Below are 24,664 nucleotides of genomic sequence, written 5' to 3' on the forward strand. Positions count from 1 at the left end.
CCGCGACGCCCGCTGCACCGCCCTCCGCGCCCTCCGCGCCCTCCGCGCCGCCCGCCCCGCCGCGCCGCGCCCTCCGCGCTGCCCGCCGCGCCGCGACGCCCCGCCGCGCAGACGGCCGTGCGGACGCGCGCGGCCGCACGACCCGCTCCGGCCCGCGGTGAGAGCCCGGCGAAGGCGAGATCTGTCCGCAGTCCGGTGCGACACCGTGCGGAGGTGACCTATCGTTGATGTTCGCGCTCGCGAGGGATGGAGGTTCGATGCTGGAAGAAGAAGCCCGCCCCCCGCACCCCCCTCACGCAGACTCCTCCCCGGCGGGCGTCGGCACGATCCGCATCGCCAGCCCCGGCCCTGTCGCGAGCACGGCGCGCATCGCCAGCCCGGGCCCGATCGCCAGCCCGGGCCGCTCCCCGCTCGACGACCCCCCCGCGCCGCCTCGCGAGGCGGCGACGCCGCTCGCTCCCGCCGACGCCCCGCGCACCACCGAGCCCCACCCGGCCTCCGCCCCCGCCGGCCCCGCCCACGCCCCCACCCCCGTCGACCCGGCCCACGCCACCGCTCCCGTCGTCGACCACCCCGTGCCCGGCGACGCCCCCCTCTCCGTCGACGAGTCCCCCGACGGCACCGAGCCGCACTTCGGCTCCTTCGCGGCCGAGCACCTCTCGCCGGCGTTCCCGCAGCGCGCCCCGTGGGGCACCGCCCAGCGCCTCCGCGCGTGGCAGGCCGAGGCGCTCGACCTCTACTTCGGCCTCGACGGACCCGACGGCGAGGGCAAGGGGCCCCGCGACTTCCTCGCCGCCGCCACCCCCGGCGCCGGAAAGACCACCTTCGCCCTGCGCCTGGCCAGTGAGCTCATGCGCCGCGGCGTCATCGACCGCATCGTCGTGGTGGCCCCCACCGAGCACCTCAAGACCCAGTGGGCCGAGGCGGCCGCGCGGGTCGGCATCCGTCTCGATCCGTTCTTCTCGAACCGCCACGCGACGCCGTCTCGGCAGTACCACGGGGTCGCGGTCACCTACGCGCAGGTGGCGGTCAAAGCCGAGGTGCACCAGCGGCTGACGATGGATGCCAGAACCCTTGTCGTCCTCGACGAGGTGCACCACGGCGGCGACGCGCTCAGCTGGGGCGACGCCCTGCGCGAGGCCTACAACCGCGCCACGCGGCGCCTGCTGCTGTCGGGGACGCCGTTCCGCAGCGACACCGCCCCCATCCCGTTCGTGGAGTATCACCCCAACGCCAAGGGCATCCGCCTCTCGAGAACCGACTACGCGTACGGCTACCGGCGCGCCCTCGACGACGGTGTCGTGCGTCCGGTCTTCTTCCTCGTCTACGCAGGTCAGATGCGCTGGCGCACCAAGGCCGGCGAAGAGATGGAAGCCCAGCTCGGGCAGGACAACACCAAAGACATCACCTCGCAGGCCTGGCGCACCGCTCTCGATCCGAACGGCGACTGGATCCCCGCGGTCCTCCGCTCCGCCGACCGCCGCCTCACCGAGGTGCGCGAGACGGTCCCGGATGCCGGAGGCCTGGTCATCGCGACCGATCAGACCGCGGCGCGCGCCTACGCCGCCATCCTCGAGGACATCAGCGGCGAGAAGGTCACCGTCGTGCTGTCCGACGAGGCCGAGGCCTCGGGCCGCATCGAGACGTTCTCGAAGGGCACGAGCCGATGGATGGTCGCCGTGCGCATGGTGTCGGAGGGCGTCGACGTGCCGCGTCTCGCGGTCGGCGTGTACGCCACGAGCGCCTCGACCCCGCTGTTCTTCGCCCAGGCCATCGGCCGTTTCGTGCGCGCCCGCCGGCGGGGCGAGACCGCGAGCGTCTTCCTGCCGAACGTGCCGCAGCTGCTCGCCCTCGCCGGTGAGATGGAGGCGCAGCGCGACCACGCCCTCGACCGCGACAGCGACGCGGAAGACCAGTGGAACGCCGAAGAAGACATGATGGACGCCGCCGAGCGCGAGGACAAAGCGTCCGACGCGCTCGAGCAGGAGTTCGAGTACCAGGCACTGGGCTCCCTCGCCCACTTCGACCGGGTGCTGTTCGACGGGCAGGAGTTCGGTCAGCTCGCGGTTCCCGGGACCGTCGAAGAAGAGGAGTTCCTCGGCATCCCGGGTCTGTTGGAGCCCGAGCAGGTGCACGAGGTGCTGATGTCGCGCGCGACCCGGCAGTCGCGCCACCGCTCCACTCGCGAGGCGAGCGAGAAAGAGAACGGCGTCGAGCCGCCGTCGGTCGACGAGGGCGGCCTGCCCGCCCCGCTGCACCGCACGCTGAAAGAGCAGCGCCAGCTGCTGAACACCATGGTGGGTCTGTACGCCCGCCAGAGCGGCGAGGCCCACGGTCTCGTGCACGCCGAGCTCCGGCGCATCTGCGGCGGTCCCGCCGTCTCGCACGCGACCGTCGCGCAGCTGCAGGCGCGCATCGACGTGCTGCGCAGGCGCGTGCATTCCTGAACCGCGCTGGGTGACCTCGCCCCCGCGGACGTGGTCCATCTGCATGACAGGTGGGTCAGGAGTTCGTGGTCGGCGCCACTTTGGCCTCTCACCGCGCGGTCGGTCATGCAGATGTGCCATCACCTCGCGTTTCGCGACCCCGAAATGCTGGCACCGTCGCCGTGGCATCCGCGTGTTCCCGGGCTTCGGAGGCCCGAAATGCTGTCAGTGTCAGCCGACGCGCCCGGGGGAGCGATGGGCGCTCATTACGGTGGTGGGCGACCCGAAGGAGCCCGAGTGACGACCCTCGCCACCCCGACCGCCCGTGATCGCCGCCGCTGGGCGCGCTATCTCGTCGACGAACGCGCCGAGGCGCGCGTCTACCGCGAGCTCGCCTCGCGGCGCACCGGCGAGGAACGCGACATCCTGCTCGCCCTCGCCGAGGCCGAGGGGCGCCACGAGCAGCACTGGCTCGACCTGCTGGGTGAGACTCCGCCGCGCCTGCCGCGGCCCGGGATCGGTACGCGGTCCCTCTCGTGGATGGCCCGCCGCTTCGGCTCGATCTTCGTGCTCGCCCTCGCCCAGAACGCCGAGGCCCGTTCGCCGTACTCCGACGAGCCGTACGCGACCCCCGCGATGGCCGCCGACGAGCGCGTGCACCACGAGGTCGTGCGCGGTCTCGCCGCCCGCGGCCGCCGCCGTCTGTCGGGAACCTTCCGCGCCGCCGTGTTCGGGGCCAACGACGGCCTCGTCTCGAACCTGGCCCTCGTGATGGGCGTGGGGGCCACCGGCGTCGCCCCGAGCTTCGTGCTGTTCAGCGGCATCGCGGGTCTGCTCGCCGGAGCGCTGTCGATGGGCGCGGGGGAGTTCGTCTCGGTGCGCTCGCAGCGCGAGCTGCTGGAAGCCACCGAAGAGAGCGACTTCGCCGACTCCGCGCTTCCCCACCTCGACCTGGATGCCAACGAGCTCGCCCTCGTGTACCGCACGCGCGGCATGGACCCCGAGGCCGCCCTCGATAAGGCCCGCGAGGCCGTGACCGCCGCGCGAGCGGGAACGGCGCCCGCCGCCGCGGCTCCGGGGGAGTCCGCGCACGACGTCGTCGGCAGCGCCTGGGGTGCCTCGATCTCGAGCTTCCTGTTCTTCGCCTCGGGCGCGATCATCCCGGTGCTGCCGTGGATTCTCGGCATGACGGGTCTCGGTGCCGTCGTCCTCGCCCTCGCCCTCGTGGGCATCGCGCTCATGGCGACCGGGGCGATGGTGGGGCTTCTGTCGGGGGCGTCGCCGCTGAAGCGGGGACTGCGCCAGCTGGCGATCGGCTTCGGCGCCGCCGCCGTGACCTACGCGCTGGGTCTGGTGTTCGGCGTCTCCGCGGCGTGACTCCGAGGCCTCTGGAGACGCCGCGCGAGACACACCGATTCGCGCGAGACACGGCGCGACACCGCGCGTCTCGCGAGAGCGAGCGTTTCTCGGCCGCGATGCCCGGGCGGCTGGGGGCGGCGCCGCATGCCGGGGCGACCCCGCGTCAGCCGCGACTCGCCGCCACGCGCGCGGCCTCGCGGACCGCCGTCACGTTGCGCCGGCCCGCCCGCGAACCGGCGAGCTTGGCGGCGATGTGCTCCCGCACGGTCACCGGGTCGTAGAGCGCGGGCGCGTCGGGCGAGACGAAGTGCGGCAGGGGAGCGATCACCGCGTCGGCGTTGCCGTCGTGGAAGAACGCCGCCGATCGTCGGCGTTCGATCGTCCCGTCGATGACGGGCGGCTTCACCCGGTGGAGCGTCGACATCCACCGGTCGTTGGTGAGCCGTGCCGCCACGTCGCCCAGGTTGACCAGCAGCGCGCCGTCGGCGGGCGAGACGTCGTTCCACGACCCGTCCGACCCCAGCACCTGCAACCCCTTCACCTGATCGGCCCAGAGCACGGTCACGAGTCCGAAGTCGGTGTGCTCGCCCATGCCCGTGAGCTCGCCGTCGAGTTCGATCGTGCCGGGCGGCAGGGCGTAGTTGTTCATGCGCAGCACGTCGATCGAGTGGCCGGTCAGGTCGTCGAAGAAGTCCTCCGGCACCCGCAGCGCTGCGGCGAACACGCGCGTGAGCGTGTGGGCGACCCGGCGTGCCTCGTCGTAAAAGGTGCGGACCGCGGGCTCGAAGACGGTCGTGTCGGTGGGCCAGGTGTTCGCGGCGTAGTCCTCGGGGGTCGCCGTCGACCCCGGATACTCGGCGGCCGACGTTCCCACGTTGAACGCCTCGAAGAAGTCGTTCATGCGCGTGACCGGGTCGACGCCGAGGCTGTAGCTCAGCGACTCGCTCTTCGGCGGGCTGTACCCCCGGTTCTCGCTCGCCGGTCGCACGTACGTCTTCTTCGCCTCGAGAGGCAGGGCGAAGAATTCGTCGAGTCCGGCAGCGAGGTCCGCGACCGCGGCATCCGGGATGCCGTGCCCCACGATCTGCATGAACCCGACGGTGCGGCACGCGTGATCGACGGCGGCGACCACCGCCGCCCGGGCATCGGGCGAGCCGCGGCCCACCCAGGCGGAGATGTCGATCGTCGGCACGCGGAACGAGGGCATGCCTCGACGCTAAGCGGGCCGTGTCACGCCGGTGTTTCTGGGGCGTCACGTTCGCGCGGAACAGGCGCGGCGGGGGAGGGTTCCGAGGACACCGACGCCGGGCCGCGAGGGGAACAGAAAAGGCCCCGGGGATGAACCCGGGGCCTTCGTCGTTCTGTGCGCGAGGGGGGACTTGAACCCCCACGCCCGTTAAAGGGCACTAGCACCTCAAGCTAGCGCGTCTACCTATTCCGCCACCCGCGCATTGGGTGTTTCGTCGCTTTCGCAACGAGGAACGACATTACCATGCTCCCGACCCCGCCTCGAACCGGGGCGACGCCCCGGGCGCGTCTCACGATGACACGCGACGGGAGGGGTCGCGCTCCCCGGGTACCGTAGAGCGCATGTCCGAGCTCGAAACCGACGTGCCCGAGGTCGCCCGCATCGCGTCCGACCTGATCCGGTTCGACACCTCGAACTACGGCGGGGGTCGCGCCGAGGGGGAGCGCGAGGCCGCCGAGTACGTCGGTGCCTACCTCGAAGCGCTGGGCCTCGACGTCGAGTACTACGAGCCGGTCGAGCGCCGCACCAACGTCTGCGCGCGCATCCCGGGCCGCAACCGCGACAAGCCCGCCCTGATCCTGCACGGCCACCTCGACGTCGTGCCGGCCGTCGCCGCCGACTGGAGCGTCGACCCGTTCGCGGGCGAGATCCGCGACGGGGTGCTCTGGGGCCGCGGCGCCGTCGACATGAAGGACATGGATGCCATGATCCTCACCGCCGTCGCCGACGTGCTGCGCGCGGGGGACCAGCCCGAGCGCGACATCATCGTGACCTTCTTCGCCGACGAGGAGAACGGGGGCGTCGAGGGCTCGGCGCGCGTGGTGAAGGACCGCCCCGAGTGGTTCGCCGGCGCGACCGAGGCCATCAGCGAGGTCGGCGGCTACTCGATCGCCGTCGGCGACCGCCGGGCGTACCTGTTGCAGGTGGGCGAGAAGGGCCTCATCTGGATCAAGCTCGTCGCCCGCGGCCGCGCCGGCCACGGCAGCGGTCTGCATCCCGACAACGCCGTGACGGCCCTCGCCGAGGCCGTGGCGGCCCTCGGGCGCACGGAATGGCCCATCCGGCTCACCGACACCACCACGCAGCTGCTGGCGGGACTCGCCGAGATCACGGGTGACGACGCGGGCGATCCCGATGCTCTCGCCCTGCGCACCGGCGCCGCATCCAGCTTCATCCGCTCCACGCTTCGCACCACCACGAACCCCACGGGTCTCACCGCCGGGTACAAGCACAACGTGATCCCCGACCGCGCCGAGGCCCTCATCGACGTCCGCGTGCTGCCGGGCACCGAAGAGGCCGCCCTCGCCGACATCCGCCGCATCGTCGGCCCGCACGTCGACATCGAGATCGTGCACCAGGACATCGGCCTCGAGGTGCCGTTCTCGGGCGACCTCGTCGACGCCATGATCGAACAGCTCGGTCGTCACGACCCGGGCGTGCCGGTCGTTCCCTACCTGATGGGCGGAGGCACCGACAACAAGGCGCTGTCGACCCTCGGCATCGCCGGCTACGGATTCGCACCGCTGCGACTCCCCGCCGATCTCGACTTCACCGGGATGTTCCACGGTGTCGACGAGCGCGTCCCCGTCGACGCGCTCGAGTTCGGTCGACGAGTTCTCGCCGACCTCCTCCGGACGTACTGAAGGACCGTATGCATATTCTCGAGGTCATCATCCTCGGGCTCGTTCAGGGCCTGACCGAGTTCCTCCCCATCTCCTCCAGCGCGCACCTGCGCATCGTGGGCGAGTTCCTGCCGTCGCGCGTCGACCCGGGCGCGACCTTCACCGCGATCACGCAGATCGGCACCGAGCTCGCCGTCCTGATCTACTTCCGCAAGAAGATCGGTCGGGTCCTCTCGCGCTGGTTCGGCTCGCTGACCGGCCGGGTTCCGCGCAGCGACCCCGACGCCCGCATGGGCTGGCTCGTGATCATCGGCACCATCCCGATCGCGGCGGCGGGCTTCCTGCTGCAGAGCCTCATCCGCGACAACTTCCGGAGCCTGTGGATCACCGCGATCGTGCTGATCGTGTTCGGCGTCCTGCTCGGTCTCGCCGACCACTACGGCAAGCGCCGCCGCGAGCTCGACGATCTGACCTATCCGCACGGCATCGCGTACGGCTTCGCGCAGGCGCTCGCGCTCGTCCCGGGCGTCTCGCGCTCGGGCGCGACCACGACGCTCGGTCGCGCCCTCGGCTACAAGCGCACCGCCGTGGCCGAGTACTCGTTCCTGCTCGCCGTGCCCGCCGTCTTCGCCAGTGGCTTCTACGAGCTGTACAAGAGCTTCGACGAGGGCACCGGTCCCTACAGCCTCGGTGAGACGGCCCTGGCCACGGTCATCGCGTTCGTCGTCGGCTACGTCGTGATCGCGTTCCTCATGCGCTACCTGCAGCGCGGCAGCTTCCTGCCGTTCGTGATCTACCGGGTGGCTCTCGGCATCCTGGTCATGGTGCTGCTGGCGCTCGGCGTGCTGCCGGCGTACTCGGCGATCACCGGCTGACGGGCCGCGCCCCGACGGGCCGGAACAACGGAAGGCGCCGTCCCCTCGGGGGCGGCGCCTTCGTTCTGTGTTCAGCGACGCGGCGGGTCGTCTCGACCGGGCTTCGTGGGACCGTCGCCGCCATGGCGGAGGTAGCGCTCGAACTCCTGCGCGATCGCGTCGCCCGACGCCTCGGGGGAGTCCCACGTGTCGCGGGTCTGCTCGAGCTGGCGGATGTAGTCGCTCATCTCGTCGTCGTCGGCGGCGGCCGCGTCGATCGAAGCGACCCAGGCGCGCGCCTCGGTCTCGAGGTCGCCGCGGGGCACCGCGATGCCGCTGATGGTCTCGAGGCGTTCGAGCAGTGCCAGCGTGGCCTTGGGAGAGGGGGTGTGCCCGGCGACGTAGTGGGGGACGCTCGCCCAGAGGCTCGCGGTGGGGATACCGACGGCCTCGGCGGCGTGGCCGATCGCGCTCAGGATGCCGACCGGACCCTCGTACAGGCTCTTCTCGAGGCCGAGCGACTGGCGGACGTTGTCGTTGTCGCTGCCGGCGAACACCGAGATGGGCCGCGTGTGGGGCACGTCCGACATCATCGAGCCGAGGGCCACGAAGCCGGTGACGTCCTCGCGCAGGGCGACGTCGATGAACTCGGCCGCGAAGGCCTGCCACGCGCGGGCGGGCTCGACGCCGACGAGCAGCCAGATCTCGGCCTCGTCGGAGCGCTCGACGGGCCGCAGCAGCGTCGCCTCGGGCCAGGTGAGCGTGCGCCGCCCCTCGGCATCCAATCCGATCTGCGGTCGTGTGTACTGGTAGTCGAAGTACAGCTCGGGATCGACCGTGTGCACGACCTCGTACTCGACGTCGGCGCGCAGCATGGCGGCCGCCGCCGACGCGGCTTCTCCGGCGTCGTTCCAGCCGTCGAATGCGGCGACGATGATCCGGCGACCCAGTGCGTCCACACAACCTCCTCTGCCCCGTCGGGGCTGGGTTCCAGGATAGGCGCACGCGCGCGACGACGGCCGGACGTGCGGCGCGGGGCCGCGCGGGGCGCTGGATACGATGGAACGATGACTTCCCCCGCGCGTCCCGCGCCGTCCGCGGTCCTCTGGGACATGGACGGCACCCTCGTCGACACCGAGCCGTACTGGATGGCCGCCGAGACCCCGCTCGTGGAGCGCTTCGGCGGCACGTGGTCGCACGAGCAGGCGCTGGGCATGGTCGGCCTCGCGCTCGAGGACTCCGCCCGCCTGCTGCAGAACGCCGGCGTGCCGTGGGGCGTCGACGAGATCATCTCGTACCTCACCGACGAGGTGCTGCGGCAGCTCGCCGTCACGGGGGTGCCGTTCCGCCCGGGCGCGCGCGAGCTGCTCGCCGATCTTCGCGCCGAGGGCGTCCAGACGGCGCTCGTGACGATGTCGATGCGGCGCATGGCGCTCTCGGTCGTCGATCTGATCGACTTCCCCGCCTTCGACATCGTCGTCGCCGGCGACGACGTCGAGCGCCCCAAGCCCCACCCCGACCCGTACCTGCAGGCCGCCGCCGCGCTCGGCGTCGCCATCGTCGACACCGTCGCCATCGAAGACTCCCCGAACGGCCTGCGCTCGGCCATCGCCAGCGGCGCCGTGTCGCTCGGCGTCCCTCTCATGGTGCCGCTCGAGGGCGTCGGAGCGCACGCGCTCTGGCCGAGCCTCGAGGGCCGCACCACCGCCCACCTGCGCGCGCTCCACGCCGCGCACGTCCCGACCCGCCAGGAGAACCGATGAGCGAGACCCCCCACCTGAGCGGTCCGTTCCGCATCGGCGATCGTGTGCAGTTGACCGGCCCCAAGGGCCGCATGCACACGATCACGCTGCGCGAGGCGGGCGAGCTGCACACCCACAACGGCGTGCTCAAGCACGAGCTGCTCGTCGGCCAGCCCGACGGCAGCGTGGTCACGAACAGCTCCGACCATGACTACCTGGCCGTGCGCCCGCTGCTGCGCGACTTCGTGATGTCGATGCCGCGTGGCGCGGCGATCGTCTACCCGAAGGACGCGGCGCAGATCCTCGCGCAGGCCGACATCTTCCCCGGCGCCACCGTCGTCGAGGCCGGCGTCGGCTCCGGCGCCCTGTCGCTGTGGCTGCTGCGCGCGATCGGGCCCGCGGGTCGGCTGCTCTCGTTCGAGCGTCGTGAGGAGTTCGCCGAGGTCGCCCGCGCGAACGTCGCGACCTTCCACGGCGAGCTCCCCCCGACGTGGGACGTCATCGTCGGGGACCTCGTCGAGAGCCTTCCGGATGCCGTGGCCCCGGCATCCGTCGACCGCATCGTGCTCGATATGCTCGCGCCCTGGGAGTGCATCGACGCCGCCGCCGACGCCCTCACCCCCGGCGGTGTGGTGCTGTGCTACATCGCCACCGCGACGCAGCTGAGCCGTGTTGCCGAGTACATCCGTGCCACGGGTCTGTTCACCGAACCGGATGCCAGCGAGACGATGGTGCGCGGGTGGCACGTCGAGGGCCTCGCCGTGCGCCCCGACCACCGCATGATCGCGCACACGGGGTTCCTCATCACAGCCCGCCGTCTCGCGCCGGGCGCCGTCCCGCCCGAGGTCAAGCGCCGCGCGTCGAAGTCGAGCTACGGCGATGAAGACGTGGAGCTCTGGACCCCGGGAGCTGTCGGCGACCGCGAGATCACCGACAAGAATCTGCGCAAGCGCGTGCGCGAAGCGCAGAAGTCCGCCGAGGGTGTGCGGCAGTCCGTCGCGGGCGCGGCGGAGGAGTCGGGCCCGAGCGCCTAAACTGATCCGGTGCGCAGACTTCCCGCTCTCGTGGCCGTGACCGCTCTGGCCGGATTCGGCCTCGTCGGATGCTCGGCGACCGCCGCGTCCTCCTGCCCGACCCCCACCGACAGCTCGATCGCCTCGGTGGTCGAGGCGACCGGTGACTTCGGTACGACGCCCACGGTGACCGTGCGATCGCCGTTCATCCCGTCGCAGGCGGGCACGCAGACGCTCATCGAGGGGAACGGCACGCGCATCACGACCGACGATCAGCTCTCGCTGATCGACGTCACCGTGCTCGACGCCGCCACCGGCGAGCAGGTGGGGGCGACGAAGTACAGCTCCGACCTCACCACCGCCACCCCGATCACGCGCCTCACGCAGGCGGTGCCCGCCGTCGCCCCGCTGCTGAAGTGCGTGACCGAGGGCTCGCGCGTCGCGGTCGCCCTCCCGGGCGACCAGGTCGGTGCGCAGGGCGCCCAGGGCTTCGGTCTGGGCGAGGGCGACGGCGCGATCTTCGTGTTCGACGTGCGCAAGGTGTTCCTGCCCGCCGCAGACGGCGCCGACCAGTACAACGCCGAGTCCGGCATGCCCTCGGTCGTGCGCGCGCCCGACGGACAGCCCGGCATCGTGACCCCCGCGGGCGACGCCCCCACCGAGGTGCGTTCGCAGACCATCATGAAGGGCGACGGCGACGCGCTGACCGCCGACTCCTCGGTGGTCATCCACGTGCAGGGCGTGGCGTGGGGCGCCAAGACGACGTTCGCCTCCACCTGGAAGAACGGCGCGCCCGGCCAGGCCAAGGTGTCTGCTCTGCCGCCGGCTCTCGCCTCGGCCCTCGAGGGGCAGACCGTCGGTTCGCAGGTTCTCGTCGTCGTCCCCGCCGACCAGACCGAGCAGGACCAGCAGATCCTCCAGGCTCCGGCCGACACCGCCCTGGTGTACGTCGTGGACATCCTCGGCACCGTCGGCTGACCCGCCCCGACGCCTAGGATGGGCGGGTGCCCGCCACCCCGTCCAGAAGTGCTCCCGAGGAGCGCCTGGTGAACCTCGTCGTCGCCCTCATGGCGACCGAGCAGGGGCTGACCAAAGACACCATCCTCTCCTCGGTCGCGGGCTACCGCGAGCAGCTCGAGGCGGGCGCGTCGAAGGATGCGCTCGAGAAGATGTTCGAGCGCGACAAAGAGAACCTGCGCGGGCTCGGTGTGCCGATCGAGACGATCGGCAACCGCTCCGACCCCGACGATCTGCGCGAGGCGCGCTATCGCGTGCCGACCGCCGAGTACGAGCTGCCCGACGACATCTCGTTCAGCCCGGCCGAGGTGGCGCTGCTGAACATCGCCGGAGGCGTGTGGGGGAGTGAGTCGCTCTCGGCCGACGCCCGCAGTGGTCTGCGCAAGATCCGCGCGCTCGGCATCGCCGTCGACGAGCCGATCATCGGGTACGCGCCCCGCATCCGGGTGCGCGACGCCTCGTTCGCGACCCTGCAGCGGGCGATCGAGCAGTCGCGGGTCGTGACGTTCACCTACCTGCGTCCGGGCGAGGCGCGTCCGCGCGAGCGGCGCATCCGTCCGTTCGCCCTCGTCGAGTACGAGGCGCGGTGGCACGTCTACGGGTTCGACCAGAACGTGCAGGCCGACCGCACGTTCCTCTTGGCCCGCATCGTCGGCGACGTCACCGTCGCGCGCGAGAAGTTCCCGGCCGACCTGCGAGACGGCGCCGGAGAGCGTGCGCTGGCGGGCCTGCGGGCTGTCGCCGCGCGTCAGCGGGCCCTGCTCGAGGTGCACCCCGGAACCGAAGCCGCCCTGCGGCTGGCGCGCCGCGCCGATGCGGCGCCGCAGGGCATCCTCGTGCCGTACGTCGACCTGCACGTGTTCGCCGACGAGCTCGCCTCGTACGGTCCCGAGGTGCGCGTCGTCGCCCCCGACGACCTGCGCGTCGAGGTCATCCGTCGCCTCGAGGCGACGCTGGCCCTGCACGGAGGTGCCGCGTGAGCACCGATCGGCCCATCGCCGCCCTCGACCGCGCGGCTCTGCTGCTGCAGCTGGTGCCCTACCTGCTCGGCAAGGGCGAGGTCTCGGTGGCCGAGGCCGCAGCCGACTTCGACGTCGCCCCCGGGCAGATGCGCGCGATGGTGGAGCGCCTCACCGTCATCGGCCTTCCCGGCGAGCAGGGGTACTGGCAGTTGCCGCACGACCTCTTCGACATCGACTGGGACCTGCTCGACCGCGAAGACGTGATCGCGATCACCAACACCGTGGGACTTGAACGCTCGCCTCGGCTGACCGCGCGCGAGGCCGCGGCTCTGCTGGCGGGTCTGCAACTCGCTCGGAGTCTGCCGGGCGTCGGCGACAACGACCTCGTCTCGGGGCTGCTCTCCAAGCTCGCTCGCGGTGCCGCCGCGGCGCCGCCCGCCGTCATCGTCGCGCCCGGGCCCGTCGACGGGGTGCGCGACGTCGTCGACGAGGCGCTCCGCGCCCGCGTGGCGGTCACGTTCACGTACCGCGCGCCCGGCGCCGGTCCCACCACGCGCACCGTCGACCCCATCAAGGTGCACATCGCCAACGACCAGTGGTACCTGCAGGGCTGGTGCCACCTGCGCCAAGCCGTGCGCACGTTCCACCTCGACCGCGTGAGCGACCCCACCCTCACCGACATCCCGGCTGTGCACGGCGGCGATCCGGTTCCCGACCTGTTCGCCCCGGCCGACGACGAGGTGGTGGCCCGGTTCCGCTTTCCCCGCGCGGTGGCGCCGTTGCTGGCCGACTACCTCGAGCGCGCCGACATCGACGACTCCGACGGGGTCACCTCGGTGGCCTCGCTCCATCTCGCCGACGAGCAGAGCCTGAAGCGCCTCGCAGCCCGGCGCGGCGGCGAGGTCGAGCTGCTCGAACCGGCCGGCGCCCGCCACGCGGCGGCGGCGTGGGCGGCGGCGGGGTTGGCGCAGTATCGCGCGGAGCCCTGAGCGCCTGCCCGCACGGCCCTCCGCGATGACGAGGAGCCGCTGGCCGGCCCGATCACCGCGCCTGAGCGTCCGCACCGAGTCGTCGCGCCCGTGGGCCTGTCCGGTCCGCGGCGGAAACCGCGGGTTAGACTGATGTCCACGCCCGAACAAGACGAGGAGTCCTCATGTTTCAGGGATTGACCGGATGGCACCTGCTGATCGTCTTGGCCGTCATCCTTCTGCTGTTCGGCGCCGCCAAGCTCCCCGCCCTCGCGAAGAGCGTCGGCCAGTCGGCTCGCGTGTTCAAGAGCGAGATGAAAGAGATGAAGCGCGACGACGAGGTCGCGGCTCCCACTCCCGAGACGCCGCGCGCCACCGAGACCGGCACCGCTTCGACCGCCGCCCCCGAGCCGCGCAGGTCGAACGACCCCACGATCTAAGTCGTGGTGACGGCAGGCCCGCCGCGCATCGACCTCCCCGAGGGGCCGCGGCGCGATAAGCGCATGTCCATCGGCGCGCATCTCGTCGAGCTGCGCAAGCGTCTGATGATCGCGGCTGCCGCCCTCGTGGTGGGCATGGTGGTGGCCTTCATCATCACCGACCCGATCATCCACCTCATCACCGAGCCGATCCGTGCGATCGCGGAGCGCCGCGGCGACGACTTCTCGGCGCTCAACTTCACCTCGGTGACCTCGGCGTTCGACCTGCGCATGCGCATCGCGTTCTCGATCGGCATCTTCCTGTCGGCGCCGGTGTGGCTGTGGCAGATCTGGGCGTTCATCATGCCCGGACTCACGCGCAAAGAGGTGCGCTACACGGTCGGGTTCGTGGCATCCGCCGTCCCGCTGTTCTTCGTGGGCTGCTGGGTGGGGCTCCTGATCGTGCCGCACGTGATCGAGCTCATGTGGGGCTTCACTCCCGAAGGCGGCGTCAACTTCTACAACGCCACCGATTACTACGACTTCGTGTTCAAGCTCATGATCGTGGTGGGCGTGGCGTTCGTGCTGCCGGTGTTCCTGGTCGCGCTGAACGTCGCCGGCATCATGAGCGGCAAGGCGATCCTGAAGGGCTGGCGGGTCGCGATCCTCATCGCCACCCTGTTCTCTGCCCTCGCCACCCCCGCGGCCGACATCATCAGCATGCTCATGCTGGCCGCCATCCTCACCGTGCTGTTCTTCGCCGCCGCCGGGGTGTCGATGCTGTTCGATCGCCGCAAGGCGCGTCGCGCGGCCGCGGCCGCAACGCCGTCGGGGCCCATCGCGTGAGCGCTCCGAGTCCGGCCGAGCGTTTCGCGCGCGCCAGCGCCCGTTCGACGCACCCGCACACGGCCGACTTCGCCGAGATGCAGCGGTTCGAGCTCGACGACTTCCAGATCGCCGGATGCCACGCCCTCGAAGACGGGCGGAGCGTGCTGGTGGCGGCCCCCACCGGCGCCGGAAAGACCATCGTCGGCGAGTTCGCCATCCACCTCGCGATGTCGGAGCCCGGGGACAAGGCGTTCTACACCACGCCGATCAAGGCGTTGTCGAACCAGAAGTTCCACGAGCTGCAAGAGATCTACGGCGACGACGAGGTGGGCCTGCTCACCGGCGACACGAACATCAATTCCTCGGCGCGCATCGTCGTCATGACGACCGAGGTGCTGCGCAACATGCTGTACGCCGATTCGCCGGCCCTGCGTGGCCTGCGCTTCGTCGTCATGGACGAGGTGCACTACCTCGCCGACCGCTTCCGCGGCGCGGTGTGGGAAGAAGTCATCATCCACCTGCCGTCGTCGGTCAAACTCGTGTCGCTGTCGGCGACCGTGTCGAATGCCGAGGAGTTCGGCGACTGGCTCGACACCGTGCGCGGCGACACCGAGGTGATCGTGTCGGAGACCCGGCCCGTGCCCCTCGAGCAGCACGTGCTCGTGCGCGGCGATCTGCTGCCGCTGTTCGACGACCGGGCGGGAGTCGCCACCGCCCAGGTGAACCAGGAGCTGCTGCGCATTCGCGGGGGCAACTCCGGGGGATACGAGAACAACCGGCGCGCGCAGGAGTACCGCTCGGCCCGCCACGCCGGAGGTCCGCGCCACGCGGGCCAGCGCCGCGCCGGGCACAAGCCGACCCGTGCGGCGCAGGGGCCGCGCATCGAGCGCATCGACCGTCCCGAGGTCGTGGAGCTGCTGCAGCGCAACCACCTGCTGCCGGCGATCTTCTTCATCTTCAGCCGCGCCGGCTGCGACGCCGCCGTGCAGCAGCTGCGGCGAGCGAACGTGCGGCTGACCTCGGCCGAGGAGCGCGTCGAGATCCGCCAGATCGTCGACGAGCTGACTTTCACACTGAAGGACGAGGACCTCGCCGTCCTGCACTTCTGGGAGTGGCGCGACAACCTCGAGCGCGGCATGGCCTCGCACCACGCGGGCCTGCTGCCGGCGTTCAAAGAGGTCGTCGAGGAGCTGTTCCGTCGCAAGCTCGTCAAGGTCGTCTTCGCGACCGAGACGCTGGCGCTCGGCATCAACATGCCGGCGCGCACGGTCGTGCTCGAGAAGCTCGAGAAGTTCAACGGCGAAGCTCGTGTGGCCATCACGTCGGGGGAGTACACGCAGCTGACCGGTCGCGCCGGCCGCCGCGGCATCGACGTCGAGGGCCACGCGGTGGTGCAGTTCACCGAGGGCCTCGACCCGCAGTCGGTCGCGGCGCTGGCCTCGCGCCGCACCTATCCGCTGAACTCGAGCTTCCGGCCCACGTACAACATGGCCGTCAACCTCATCGACCAGTTCGGTCGGGCCCGGGCCCGCGAGGTGCTCGAGTCGTCGTTCGCGCAGTTCCAGGCCGACCGCTCGGTCGTCGGTCTCGCGCGTCAGGTGAAGGATGCCGAGGAGTCGCTCTCGGGCTACGAGCAGGCGATGACGTGCGACCGCGGGGACTTCCGCGAGTACTCCACGATTCGCCGCGAACTCAGCGATCTCGAGAAGATCAACCGGCGCGACGCCACGGCGCCCCGTCGCCTGCGCGACGAGCGGCAGGAGCAGATCCAGTCGCTGCGCCGGCGCATGCAGCGGCACCCCTGCCAGTCGTGCCCCGATCGCGAGGCCCACGCCCGGTGGGCGGAGCGGTATTGGAAGCTCAAGCGCACCACCGACAAGACCCGGCAGCAGATCGATCAGCGCACCGGCAACGTCGCGCGCGTCTTCGACCGGGTCGTCGAGGTGCTCGCCGCCCTGGAGTACGTCGCGATCGAAGACGACGGTGCCACGGTGCTGACCCCCGCGGGTCGCACGATGCGCCGCATCTACGGTGAGCGCGACCTGCTCGTGGCCGAGTCGCTGCGCCAGCGCCTGTGGGACGGACTCGATGCTCCGTCCCTCGCCGCCCTCGCCTGCTGCCTCGTGTACGAACCGCGCCGCGACGAGGCCGGGCCGGGCGAGCGGGGTCTGCCGCGCGGCGCGTTCCGCGGGGCGCTCGATGCCACGCAGACCCTCTGGCAGGAGCTCGACGACCTCGAGCGCGACCACCGCCTGCCGGGCTCGGCGGAACCCGCCTCCGGCCTGGCCCCCGCCATGCACGCCTGGGCGAAGGGTCTGCCGCTCGACAGCGTGCTCACCCTCGCCGACATGGCCGCGGGCGACTTCGTCCGCTGGGTCAAGCAGACGATCGACCTGCTCGACCAGATCTCGCTCGTCGCCGAACCGAAGCTCGCGTCGACCGCGCGCACGGCGTTGGATTCCGTGCGGCGCGGCATCGTCGCGTACACGTCCGCGTGAGCGCCGTGTCGACGCGCCGTCCGCGCGCGCGCCTCGCCGAGCCCGCCCCGCCGGTGCTGCGTCTGGCGTTCGCGGCGCCGCTCTCGGTCGTGGCGGGTCTGCTGCTGGTCACCGCGTTCCCCGCGTTGGCGTGGTGGCCGATGGCACTGCCCGCCGTGGTGCTCGCGCTCGTCGTCCTCGCCGGTCGGGGCATCTGGTCGTCGCTGCTCGTGGGGTTCCTGTTCGGGGCGGCCTTCTTCTCGGTCAACCTGCTCTTCACGGCGCGCTACCTGGGACCCATCCCGTGGATCGCGCTGTCTGTGCTCGAAGCGCTGCTCACCGCGGTGTTCGCCATCCCCATCGCGCTGGCCTACCGATGGATGCCGCGGCTGGCGCCGGGAACGCTCGGACGGCTCGTGCTGCTGCCGGCCCTCGTCGCGGGGCTGTGGACGTTGCGCGAGCAGATCGTCGGCTCATGGCCGTACGGCGGCTTCCCCTGGGGACGTATCGGCGTCTCGCAGGTGAACGGGCCCTTCGCCGAGGTGGCGTCGTGGGTCGGCATGTCGGGGCTGACGTTCCTCGTCGTGCTGCTGTGCGCCATGGCGATCGAGTTCGTGCGCACCGGGCGGTTCCGCCGTCTCGCGCGTGCCGTGCCGGCCGCGCTCGTTCTGGTCGTGCTCGTGGCGCTGCCGCAGTTCCCGACCACCGACGCGGGCTCGCTGCGCGTGGGCGCGGCGCAGGGCAACGGTCCCGCCGGCTACTTCGACCAGCGCTCCCGCAACGCCGTGCTGAACGCGCAGCTGGCGGCATCCGCTCCGCTTCTCGGGCAGGACATGGACGTGCTGCTCTGGCCCGAGGGTGGCGTCGACTCCGACCCGACCGCCTCGCGACCGACCGCCGCCGTGCTCGACGAGCTGTCGCGCCGGGTCGACGCGCCGCTGCTCGTCTCGGCGGTGACCGAGCGCGGGCCCGACCTGTTCAATTCCGCGCTGCTGTGGACCCCCGACGGCGGGGCGATCGCCACGTACGACAAACGGCATCCGGTGCCGTTCGGCGAGTACGTGCCCGACCGGGCGTTCTGGGAGCCGTTCGCTCCCGACCTGATCGGTCTGATCGGGCGCGAGTACACCCCCGGAACGGCGAGCCCGCTCTTCGACCTGAACGGTGTCGGCATGGGCCTTGCCATCTGCTTCGACGTGATCTACGACGACGTGGTGTGGGACGGCGCGGCCGCGGGGGCGCAGATCTACATGTTCCAGACCAACAACGCCGACTTCCGCGGCACCGACGAGAACCTGCAGCAGCTCGCCTTCGCGCGCATGCGGGCGATCGAGACCGGTCGTTCGGTGGTGAACCTCTCGACCGTGGGCACGAGCCAGGTCATCGCACCCGACGGGGCCACCCTCGACGAGCTGCCCGTCGACGTCGCGGGGCACATGCTCACCGACGTGCCGCTGCGCACCGGTCTCACCCCCGCGACGGTCATCGGACCCGCGGTCAAGATCGTGGTGGGCGGGGGGAGCCTCGTCGCTCTGCTGGCGGCCGGTGTGCTCGTCGCGGTGCGGTCCCGCGCCACGAAGAAGACGCCGACCCCCGAAGGGGCCGGCGTCTGAATCCGTTTCTCAGCGTCAGGCGCTGAGCTTCTCGTTCCCGGCGCCACGGCGGGCGCGGACGAAGGCGAGACGCTCTTCGAGCAGCTCTTCGAGCTCGGGGAGGGTGCGACGCTCCAGGAGCATGTCCCAGTGCGTACGGGCGGCCTTGTCGCCGCTGTGGTCGACGGTCGCGATGCCGTCACCGATGCGCAGCAGCGCTTCGGCGCCGCACGTGCGGCACTCCCAGGACTCCGGAACCTCGGCGTCTGCAGCGAACGTCAGGACGGTGTCGCGTCCGCAGGTGCTGCAGTTGTACGTGTGTTGTGCACGGTCGTGAAACACGACGCCGTCTTCGCTCTGGAGGCTTTGGGCGCCGAGTCGGATGCCGCGGAGACTGCGGTCTGCCATTGTGTGGTCCTCTCGTCGGTCCCCATGTATAACGCTCGCACCTGTGCGCTTTATTCGAACGGCGGGCCCGCGGCCGGGTTTCACAGAGAATGCTCAGTCAGCTGGCGTTCACCGTTCGTTCACCAGGGCCAGAGCCAGGTCGGCGCGGTCGGTGACCAGCCCGTCGACGCCCAGGTCGAGCAGGCGGTGCATGTCGGCGGATTCGTTGACCGTCCACACGTGCACCTCGACGCCGGCGGCGTGCGCGTCGCGGACGAAGCCCGGGGTCACGACCGGGATCACCCCGTGCCGCTCGGGCACCTGCAGCGCATCGAGGTCGGCGAGCAGCTCCCGCACACGCCGGCGCTGGCCCAGCACGCGCGCCGCCAGCAGGCGGGCGATGGTCGCCGATCCGGGGGAGGTGGCCGGGCGGCCGGTCGCCCCCGCGCGGCGGGCCGCCTCGAGGGCGGTGCGACGGCGATCGTCGGAGAAGCTCGTGACGAGCACCCGCTCGGCGTGCGGCGCGATGAGCCGCCCGACCGGTTCGGCCGCGGCGGTGGCCTTGACGTCAAGGTTGAAGCGCACGTCGGGGAAGGCGTCGAGCGCCTGGGCGAGGGTGATGAGGCCGCCGCGGTCCGACATGAGCTCCGCCAGCTCGTGCACGCGGACATCGGCGATCGCCCGAGGGTCTTCGGCGACGCGTCGCAGGTCGTCGTCGTGGAACAGCACGACGGTGCCGTCGGCGGTGAGGTGGCAGTCCGATTCGACGTAGACGGCGCCGGCGGCGTGCGCCGCGGCCACCGCGGCGAACGAGTTGTCGACCAGCCCGTTCGCGACGGCATCCGGGGTGACGAGCCCCCGGTGCGCCAGCACACGCGGTCCCTCCGGTGAGAGGTAGGGATGCCGGGCGGCGGGCGATGCGGTCATGTCAGGGCCTCCGGGCCAGAACGTAGCACGCGCGTACGACACGCCCGTGCCCGTGGACAGGGGCTGTTCGCGGGGTCGTGGAGGCGTCCGTGGCCGTCGTGAGGAGCGGCGCGGCTGCGGCCCGGCGCCGGTGGCGGTGGGCGGGGGATCGGTAGGCTGGGAGGGGCTCCGAGTGTCCCCCCGCTCGCGGTCCCCCTTTTTCGAATCGTCAGGAGAATCCGTGTCTCAGACCCTTCCGTCCGGCTCCCTGAGCGGCAAGACCGCGCTCGTCACCGGCTCGTCGCGCGGCATCGGCGCCGACACCGTGAAGTACTTCGCCGAGGCCGGCGCGAACGTCGTCATCAACTTCCGCAACAAGGCGCCGCGCGCCGAGAAGCTCGCGTCGCAGCTGCGTGAGCTGGGCGTCGAGGCGCTCGTCGTGGGCGCCGACCTCACCGACCCCGCGTCGGTGAAGGCGATGTTCGACGAGGTCGAGCGCACGTTCGGAGGCCTCGACGTGCTCGTGCTCAACGCCTCGGGCGGCATGGAGTCCGGCATGGCCGAGGACTACGCGCTGCTGCTCAACCGCGACGCGCAGGTCTCCGTGCTCGAAACCGCGCTGCCGTTGCTCAAGGCCGACGCGCGCGTGGTGTTCGTGACCAGTCACCAGGCGCACTTCATCCGCACCACCCCGACCATGCCCGAGTACGAGCCGGTCGCGCTGTCGAAGCGGGCCGGCGAAGACGCGCTGCGTGAGAAGATCCCCGCTCTCGAGGAGCGCGGCATCGGCTTCACCGTCGTCTCGGGCGACATGATCGAAGGCACCATCACGGCCACCCTGCTCGAGCGCGCCAACCCCGGCGCGATCGCCGCCCGCCGCGACGACGCCGGCAAGCTGTACAACGTGTCGGAGTTCGCGGCCGAGGTCGCCCGCGCGGCCCTCGACCCGGTTCCCGCCGACAACACCCGTCTCGTGGGCGACACGGGTTCGTTCGGAGGCGAGTGACCATGCGCTCCGTCGACATCGAGGCGCTCGTCTCCGTCGGGCGTCCCGCGCTCTCGTCCGACGGCGACGTCGCCGTCTTCGCCACCTCGCGCCCCGATCTCGTCGCCGACCGCGGAGTGGGCCAGCTCTGGCGGGTCGACCTGCCCGACGGCGCGCCGCGCCGCCTGACCCGCGGTGTCGCCGACAAGGCGCCGCGCCTCTCGCCCGACGACGCCACCGTCGCGTTCCTCCGCGCCGATGAGCGCGGCCGCGCGCAGGTGTTCGTCGTCTCGGTCCTCGGTGGTGAGCCGGTCCAGGTGACCGACCAGCCCGGGGGAGTGACCGACGTCGCCTGGTCGCCCGACGGCACGCGTCTGGCGTTCTCGGCGCGCGTGCCCGAGCCCGGTCGGTACGGCACCGTCGAGGGGCGCGACGCCGCCGCCGAACCGCCGCGTCGGATCACCGGCATCCGGTGGCACTCGAACGGCGCCGGCTACCTGGACCGCCCGAGCCATCTCTTCGTGGTGGACGCGCCCTCGACCGAGGCGGAGCCCTTCTACACGCCCGCTCCGGCGCTGGAAGCGCCCGAGAAGCGCGTGATACCCGCCGAGCCCACGCGGCTGACCGAGGGTGACACCAGTTGGAGCGGCGTCGTCTGGACGCACGACGGCAGCGAGCTGCTGAGCGTTCCCGACGTGATCGAGACCGACCGCCGCGACCTGCGCGACCGCATCGTGGCCGTCGCGGTCGAGGGTGGGGCCGAGCGCGAGGTGCTCTCGACCTCAGCCGACCTGTCGGTCGCCGAGGTCGCCGTGGCGCCCGACGGGGCGATCTTCGCGCTTGCGAACGACGTGGGGCCGGAGGGCGTGGACTTCGTCGCCCCCGGCGTCTCGCTGTTCCTGCTGGAGGCCGAGGGTCCGCGCCGGCTCACCGACGCCGAGACGATCGATCTCGGCGAGGTCGGCAGTCACCTGTCGTTCGACAACGGCGACGTGCTCGTGCAGGACCGCACCCGCGGGCGCCTGCGCCTGCTGCGCGTCACGCGCGGAGCAGACGTGTCCGAGGTCCTCGGCGGGGACCTCGAGGTCAACGGCCACGCCGTCGCGAACGGCCGGGTCGTGGCATCCGTCGCCGCGCCCGAATCGTTCGGTGAGCTGGTGCTCGTCGACCCCGTCGCGGGCGTTCGCGCCGTCACCGACTTCGGCGCCGCCGTGCGCGAGCGGGGTGTCGTCGTGCCGGTCGAGCACGAGATCGCCGGCCGCGACGGCTACCCGGTGCACGGGTGGGTCGCCACGCCCGAGGGCGAGGGGCCGTTCCCGGTCATCCTGCAGATCCACGGCGGGCCGTACGCGTCATACGGGGTGCACGTCTTCGACGAGACCCAGGTGCTCGTCGACGCCGGGTACGCCGTCGTCTACAGCAACCCCCGCGGGAGCGCCGGATACGGTCGCGCCCACGGCCGGTCGATCCGACAGAAGATGGGCACCCTCGACTTCTTCGACGTGCTCGACTTCTTCGACGGCGTCGTGGCGGCAGATCCTCGCCTCGACGGCGACCGCGTCGGCGTGATGGGCGGGTCCTACGGCGGATACATGACCGCATGGATCATCGCGCATGACCACCGCTTCGCCGGCGCGATCGTGGAGCGCGGGTTCCTCGACCCGACCGCGTTCCCGGGCTCGAGCGACATCGGCTCGTTCTTCGGTCAGGAGTACGTCGGGACCGACCCCGAGCAGATGGCCGCGCAGAGCCCCATGGCCGTCGTCGACCGGGTGCGCACCCCCACGCTGGTGCTCCACTCCGAGCTGGACTTCCGCTGCCCGCTCGAACAGGCCACGCGTTACTACGCGGCGCTGAAGCGCCAGGGAACTGAGGCCGAGATGCTCGTCTTCCCCGGCGAAGACCACGAGCTCACCCGCGCGGGTCGGCCGCAGCACCGGGTGCAGCGCTTCGATGCGGTGCTCGAATGGTGGGCGCGGTACCTGCCGGTCGCGTGAATCGGAGAGGGCCCGGATGCCATGGCATCCGGGCCCTTTCGCGTACCCGTGTTACGCGGCCTTGCCGAACTGGATCGCTCGCACGATCTGGAAGATGCCGAGGATGACGAGCGAGATGCCGATGAGCAGGAACAGCGTCACCGCGCCCAGGAGCGGCGAGAACAGCAGCACGACGCCGGCGAGGATGCTGACGATCGCGAAGAAGATCGTCCAGGCCCGCGCCTTCGATCCGTGGCCGACGGTGGTGAGCGAGACGACGCCCTCGATGATCCACAGGATGCCGACGAGGGTGCCGATGAAGACGCCGAACCACGCGGTCGTGGCCGAGAGGTTGGCGAACGAGAAGATGCCCGCGACGATGAACAGCACGCCGAGCACGATGTAGCCGATGCGAGCCCAGCCGGAGCGCCAGAACAGGCCGATGCCGATGTTCACCAGTCCGGCGATGATGACGTAGACAGAGATGATGCCGACGGCGATCTCGGCGGTGCGGCCGGGCCACACCAGGATGAGCAGGCCGATGACGAGCGACAGCGCGCCGCTGACGCCGAGCGCGGTGCGGACGGCGCTGAGAGCGGGGCTGGTCGTGGACGAGGGCGACATTGCGTGCCTTTCTGGATGAACGCTGTGAACAGTGCTCACCTTAGACCGCACGACGAAACCGGCGCGACCCGGGCGTCCGCGCCGCGTCGAGCGGCGTCACAGAGGTCGTTTGATGGCGGCGCCGGCTGCGCCGAGACCGGGGGTGGTGTCGGTCGTGCGGGGATGGGGGTTGCGCCGGTCGTGCGGGACCGGGGAGTGCGCCGAGGGTTGAGTGTCCAGGACATGCCGCGAACGCCCGGCCACGCCCGGCGTGTCGTGGACACTCCACCCTTCTGCGGTCCTCGCTGCGTCGCGCGCGCTGTTGAGTGTCCCGGACACGCCGCACACGCACCGACATGCGCGGCGTTTCGCGGACACTGAACCCCTCTGCGGGCCGCGCGCGGGCCGACCCGTGTGCGCGATGCCGCCTCGGTCGTGCCGGGACCGCTGCGTTGGTGGGCGGCAGCGCGGAGGGTCGCGAGGTGGCGCGGCCGCTCACCGGCGCCACAGGGCGCGGACCGCCCGCTCAATCGCGACGAATCGTTCCGCCGTCGCTGAGGCGAAGTCGCGGGCACCCCGCAGCCCGCGCTCCAGCTCCTCGAGTAACGCCGCCCCCGCGGTGTGGGTCCGGTCGTAGGCTTCGCGCGCCGAGCCGTCCCAGTCCCCGCGAAGGCGACTGGCCTCCCGGTCGAGCAGGTCGATCTCGACCGCGATGCCGGAGAGGGCCTGGTCGAGGTGCGCGACGAGCTCGCCGTGGCGCGCGCTGTCGAACCGGATGTACACGGTGCAGTCCCGTCAGTAGGTGTCGCGCGGGTGGAGGCCGTCGGCCAGGTGGAAGCAGGGGGAGAAGGAGAGGATCTGGATGTAGGTGCGGTCCACGCTGAGCGCCATCATGTACACCGACCCGTGCGGACCGCGCACTTGAACGCTCGGAACACCGTCGTCGAGAGTCTCGCGGATCGCGGTGTACCCGGTCTTCTCGACGTAGGCGGCGACAACTGCATCCATGATCGCGGCCGTCTCCGACGCTCCGATCAAATGGACATTGGTGTGCCCCGCCCACTGAAATGCACGATCCGTTCCACAGCTGAGCAAGCCACTCTCTTCAGCCTGGTCAACGGACGCGACCTCAGCCGGTGGAACGAACTCGGCAAGAGAGAGCTCCATGTCTTGGGCAACCTTCTTGGCGCCCAACACATCGAGGTCGGGATCGACGTCGATACCTCCGGTCGGCGCGCACCCGGCCAACATCACGAGAGTGAGGATCATCAGGGGGGTG

General features: G+C 71.4%; 22 protein-coding genes and 1 tRNA gene. 15 read left to right on the forward strand and 8 right to left on the reverse strand.

Annotated elements, in window-relative coordinates; translation table 11 throughout:
- Window positions 1-257: 257 nt before the first annotated feature.
- Together IFU19_RS04120 and IFU19_RS04125 are read left to right on the forward strand one after the other, a co-directional pair.
- Entirely contained in the window at window positions 258-2,447 is a 2,190-nt protein-coding gene (locus tag IFU19_RS04120) for a DEAD/DEAH box helicase (protein ID WP_249405349.1), read from the forward strand.
- A 234-nt stretch (window positions 2,448-2,681) separates the two neighbouring features.
- Window positions 2,682-3,803 carry a VIT1/CCC1 transporter family protein gene (locus tag IFU19_RS04125; protein ID WP_197978823.1) on the forward strand — a complete coding sequence of 374 codons (1,122 nt, stop codon included), beginning with the start codon at window positions 2,682-2,684 and terminating at the stop codon, window positions 3,801-3,803.
- 145 nt (window positions 3,804-3,948) lie between these two features.
- On the opposite strand, the gene IFU19_RS04130 is transcribed toward IFU19_RS04125, so the two are convergent.
- On the reverse strand, window positions 3,949-4,992 hold the full coding sequence (locus IFU19_RS04130; RefSeq protein ID WP_192013002.1) for an isopenicillin N synthase family dioxygenase: 1,044 nt from the start codon (window positions 4,990-4,992) through the stop codon (window positions 3,949-3,951).
- Window positions 4,993-5,149: 157 nt separating this feature from the next.
- Window positions 5,150-5,235: transfer RNA gene (locus tag IFU19_RS04135), tRNA-Leu, on the reverse strand.
- A 140-nt stretch (window positions 5,236-5,375) separates the two neighbouring features.
- Here IFU19_RS04135 and IFU19_RS04140 point away from each other — a divergent pair.
- A complete protein-coding gene (locus IFU19_RS04140) occupies window positions 5,376-6,677 on the forward strand; it encodes a M20/M25/M40 family metallo-hydrolase (protein WP_191915147.1) in 1,302 nt (433 codons plus the stop codon).
- A gap of 8 nt (window positions 6,678-6,685) precedes the next feature.
- Complete coding sequence (locus IFU19_RS04145) at window positions 6,686-7,531, forward strand: undecaprenyl-diphosphate phosphatase (RefSeq protein ID WP_055837560.1); 846 nt, start codon at window positions 6,686-6,688, stop codon at window positions 7,529-7,531.
- A 71-nt stretch (window positions 7,532-7,602) separates the two neighbouring features.
- Here IFU19_RS04145 and IFU19_RS04150 read toward each other — a convergent pair whose 3' ends face one another.
- The gene (locus IFU19_RS04150; RefSeq protein ID WP_055837557.1) at window positions 7,603-8,469 is read right to left on the reverse strand and encodes a PAC2 family protein; all 867 of its coding nucleotides are present in this window, start codon (window positions 8,467-8,469) and stop codon (window positions 7,603-7,605) included.
- A gap of 108 nt (window positions 8,470-8,577) precedes the next feature.
- Here IFU19_RS04150 and IFU19_RS04155 point away from each other — a divergent pair, with 108 nt between their 5' ends.
- The 9 genes from IFU19_RS04155 (at window position 8,578) to lnt (ending at window position 18,549) form a co-directional block, all read left to right on the forward strand.
- Window positions 8,578-9,273, forward strand: coding sequence for an HAD family hydrolase (locus tag IFU19_RS04155; RefSeq protein ID WP_055837554.1), 696 nt, complete (start codon window positions 8,578-8,580; stop codon window positions 9,271-9,273).
- Entirely contained in the window at window positions 9,270-10,286 is a 1,017-nt protein-coding gene (locus tag IFU19_RS04160; protein ID WP_191915146.1) for a tRNA (adenine-N1)-methyltransferase, read from the forward strand. The genes IFU19_RS04155 and IFU19_RS04160 overlap by 4 nt, the downstream gene beginning before the upstream one ends.
- Window positions 10,287-10,295: 9 nt before the next feature.
- Window positions 10,296-11,243, forward strand: coding sequence for an FKBP-type peptidyl-prolyl cis-trans isomerase (locus IFU19_RS04165; protein WP_055837548.1), 948 nt, complete (start codon window positions 10,296-10,298; stop codon window positions 11,241-11,243).
- Between the two features lie 26 nt (window positions 11,244-11,269).
- The gene (locus tag IFU19_RS04170) at window positions 11,270-12,262 is read left to right on the forward strand and encodes a WYL domain-containing protein (RefSeq protein WP_192013003.1); all 993 of its coding nucleotides are present in this window, start codon (window positions 11,270-11,272) and stop codon (window positions 12,260-12,262) included.
- Window positions 12,259-13,233 (forward strand): helix-turn-helix transcriptional regulator, encoded by a 975-nt coding sequence (locus tag IFU19_RS04175; RefSeq protein ID WP_055837542.1) that lies wholly within the window; start codon window positions 12,259-12,261, stop codon window positions 13,231-13,233. Before IFU19_RS04170 ends, IFU19_RS04175 begins: the two co-directional genes overlap by 4 nt.
- 164 nt (window positions 13,234-13,397) lie before the next feature.
- Complete coding sequence (tatA, locus tag IFU19_RS04180; RefSeq protein ID WP_055837538.1) at window positions 13,398-13,652, forward strand: Sec-independent protein translocase subunit TatA; 255 nt, start codon at window positions 13,398-13,400, stop codon at window positions 13,650-13,652.
- 63 nt (window positions 13,653-13,715) lie between these two features.
- Window positions 13,716-14,477: a twin-arginine translocase subunit TatC gene (gene tatC, locus IFU19_RS04185; protein WP_055837953.1), complete on the forward strand. Its 762-nt coding sequence runs from the start codon at window positions 13,716-13,718 to the stop codon at window positions 14,475-14,477.
- A complete protein-coding gene (locus IFU19_RS04190; protein ID WP_055940146.1) occupies window positions 14,474-16,957 on the forward strand; it encodes a DEAD/DEAH box helicase in 2,484 nt (827 codons plus the stop codon). The genes tatC and IFU19_RS04190 overlap by 4 nt, the downstream gene beginning before the upstream one ends.
- Window positions 16,954-18,549 carry an apolipoprotein N-acyltransferase gene (gene lnt, locus IFU19_RS04195; protein ID WP_235560619.1) on the forward strand — a complete coding sequence of 532 codons (1,596 nt, stop codon included), beginning with the start codon at window positions 16,954-16,956 and terminating at the stop codon, window positions 18,547-18,549. The genes IFU19_RS04190 and lnt overlap by 4 nt, the downstream gene beginning before the upstream one ends.
- 15 nt (window positions 18,550-18,564) lie before the next feature.
- Here lnt and IFU19_RS04200 read toward each other — a convergent pair whose 3' ends face one another.
- A complete protein-coding gene (locus tag IFU19_RS04200; RefSeq protein WP_055837532.1) occupies window positions 18,565-18,936 on the reverse strand; it encodes an RNA polymerase-binding protein RbpA in 372 nt (123 codons plus the stop codon).
- Window positions 18,937-19,044: 108 nt separating this feature from the next.
- Window positions 19,045-19,842, reverse strand: coding sequence for a glycerophosphodiester phosphodiesterase family protein (locus tag IFU19_RS04205; RefSeq protein ID WP_192013004.1), 798 nt, complete (start codon window positions 19,840-19,842; stop codon window positions 19,045-19,047).
- A 220-nt stretch (window positions 19,843-20,062) separates the two neighbouring features.
- Between IFU19_RS04205 and IFU19_RS04210 the strand changes: the two genes are divergently transcribed.
- Both IFU19_RS04210 and IFU19_RS04215 read left to right on the forward strand, forming a co-directional pair.
- On the forward strand, window positions 20,063-20,827 hold the full coding sequence (locus IFU19_RS04210; protein WP_055837526.1) for an SDR family oxidoreductase: 765 nt from the start codon (window positions 20,063-20,065) through the stop codon (window positions 20,825-20,827).
- Window positions 20,828-20,829: 2 nt separating this feature from the next.
- Entirely contained in the window at window positions 20,830-22,803 is a 1,974-nt protein-coding gene (locus IFU19_RS04215; RefSeq protein ID WP_192013005.1) for a S9 family peptidase, read from the forward strand.
- Window positions 22,804-22,854: 51 nt separating this feature from the next.
- On the opposite strand, the gene IFU19_RS04220 is transcribed toward IFU19_RS04215, so the two are convergent.
- From IFU19_RS04220 to IFU19_RS04230, 3 genes are all read right to left on the reverse strand, one after another.
- Window positions 22,855-23,406: an HdeD family acid-resistance protein gene (locus IFU19_RS04220; protein ID WP_055837520.1), complete on the reverse strand. Its 552-nt coding sequence runs from the start codon at window positions 23,404-23,406 to the stop codon at window positions 22,855-22,857.
- Window positions 23,407-23,880: 474 nt separating this feature from the next.
- Window positions 23,881-24,168 carry a WXG100 family type VII secretion target gene (locus IFU19_RS04225; protein WP_192013006.1) on the reverse strand — a complete coding sequence of 96 codons (288 nt, stop codon included), beginning with the start codon at window positions 24,166-24,168 and terminating at the stop codon, window positions 23,881-23,883.
- Window positions 24,169-24,180: 12 nt separating this feature from the next.
- Complete coding sequence (locus IFU19_RS04230; RefSeq protein ID WP_191915139.1) at window positions 24,181-24,654, reverse strand: hypothetical protein; 474 nt, start codon at window positions 24,652-24,654, stop codon at window positions 24,181-24,183.
- Window positions 24,655-24,664 lie beyond the last annotated feature (10 nt).

This window comes from Microbacterium sp. CFBP 8794, from assembly GCF_014841235.1.
Lineage (GTDB): Bacteria > Actinomycetota > Actinomycetes > Actinomycetales > Microbacteriaceae > Microbacterium.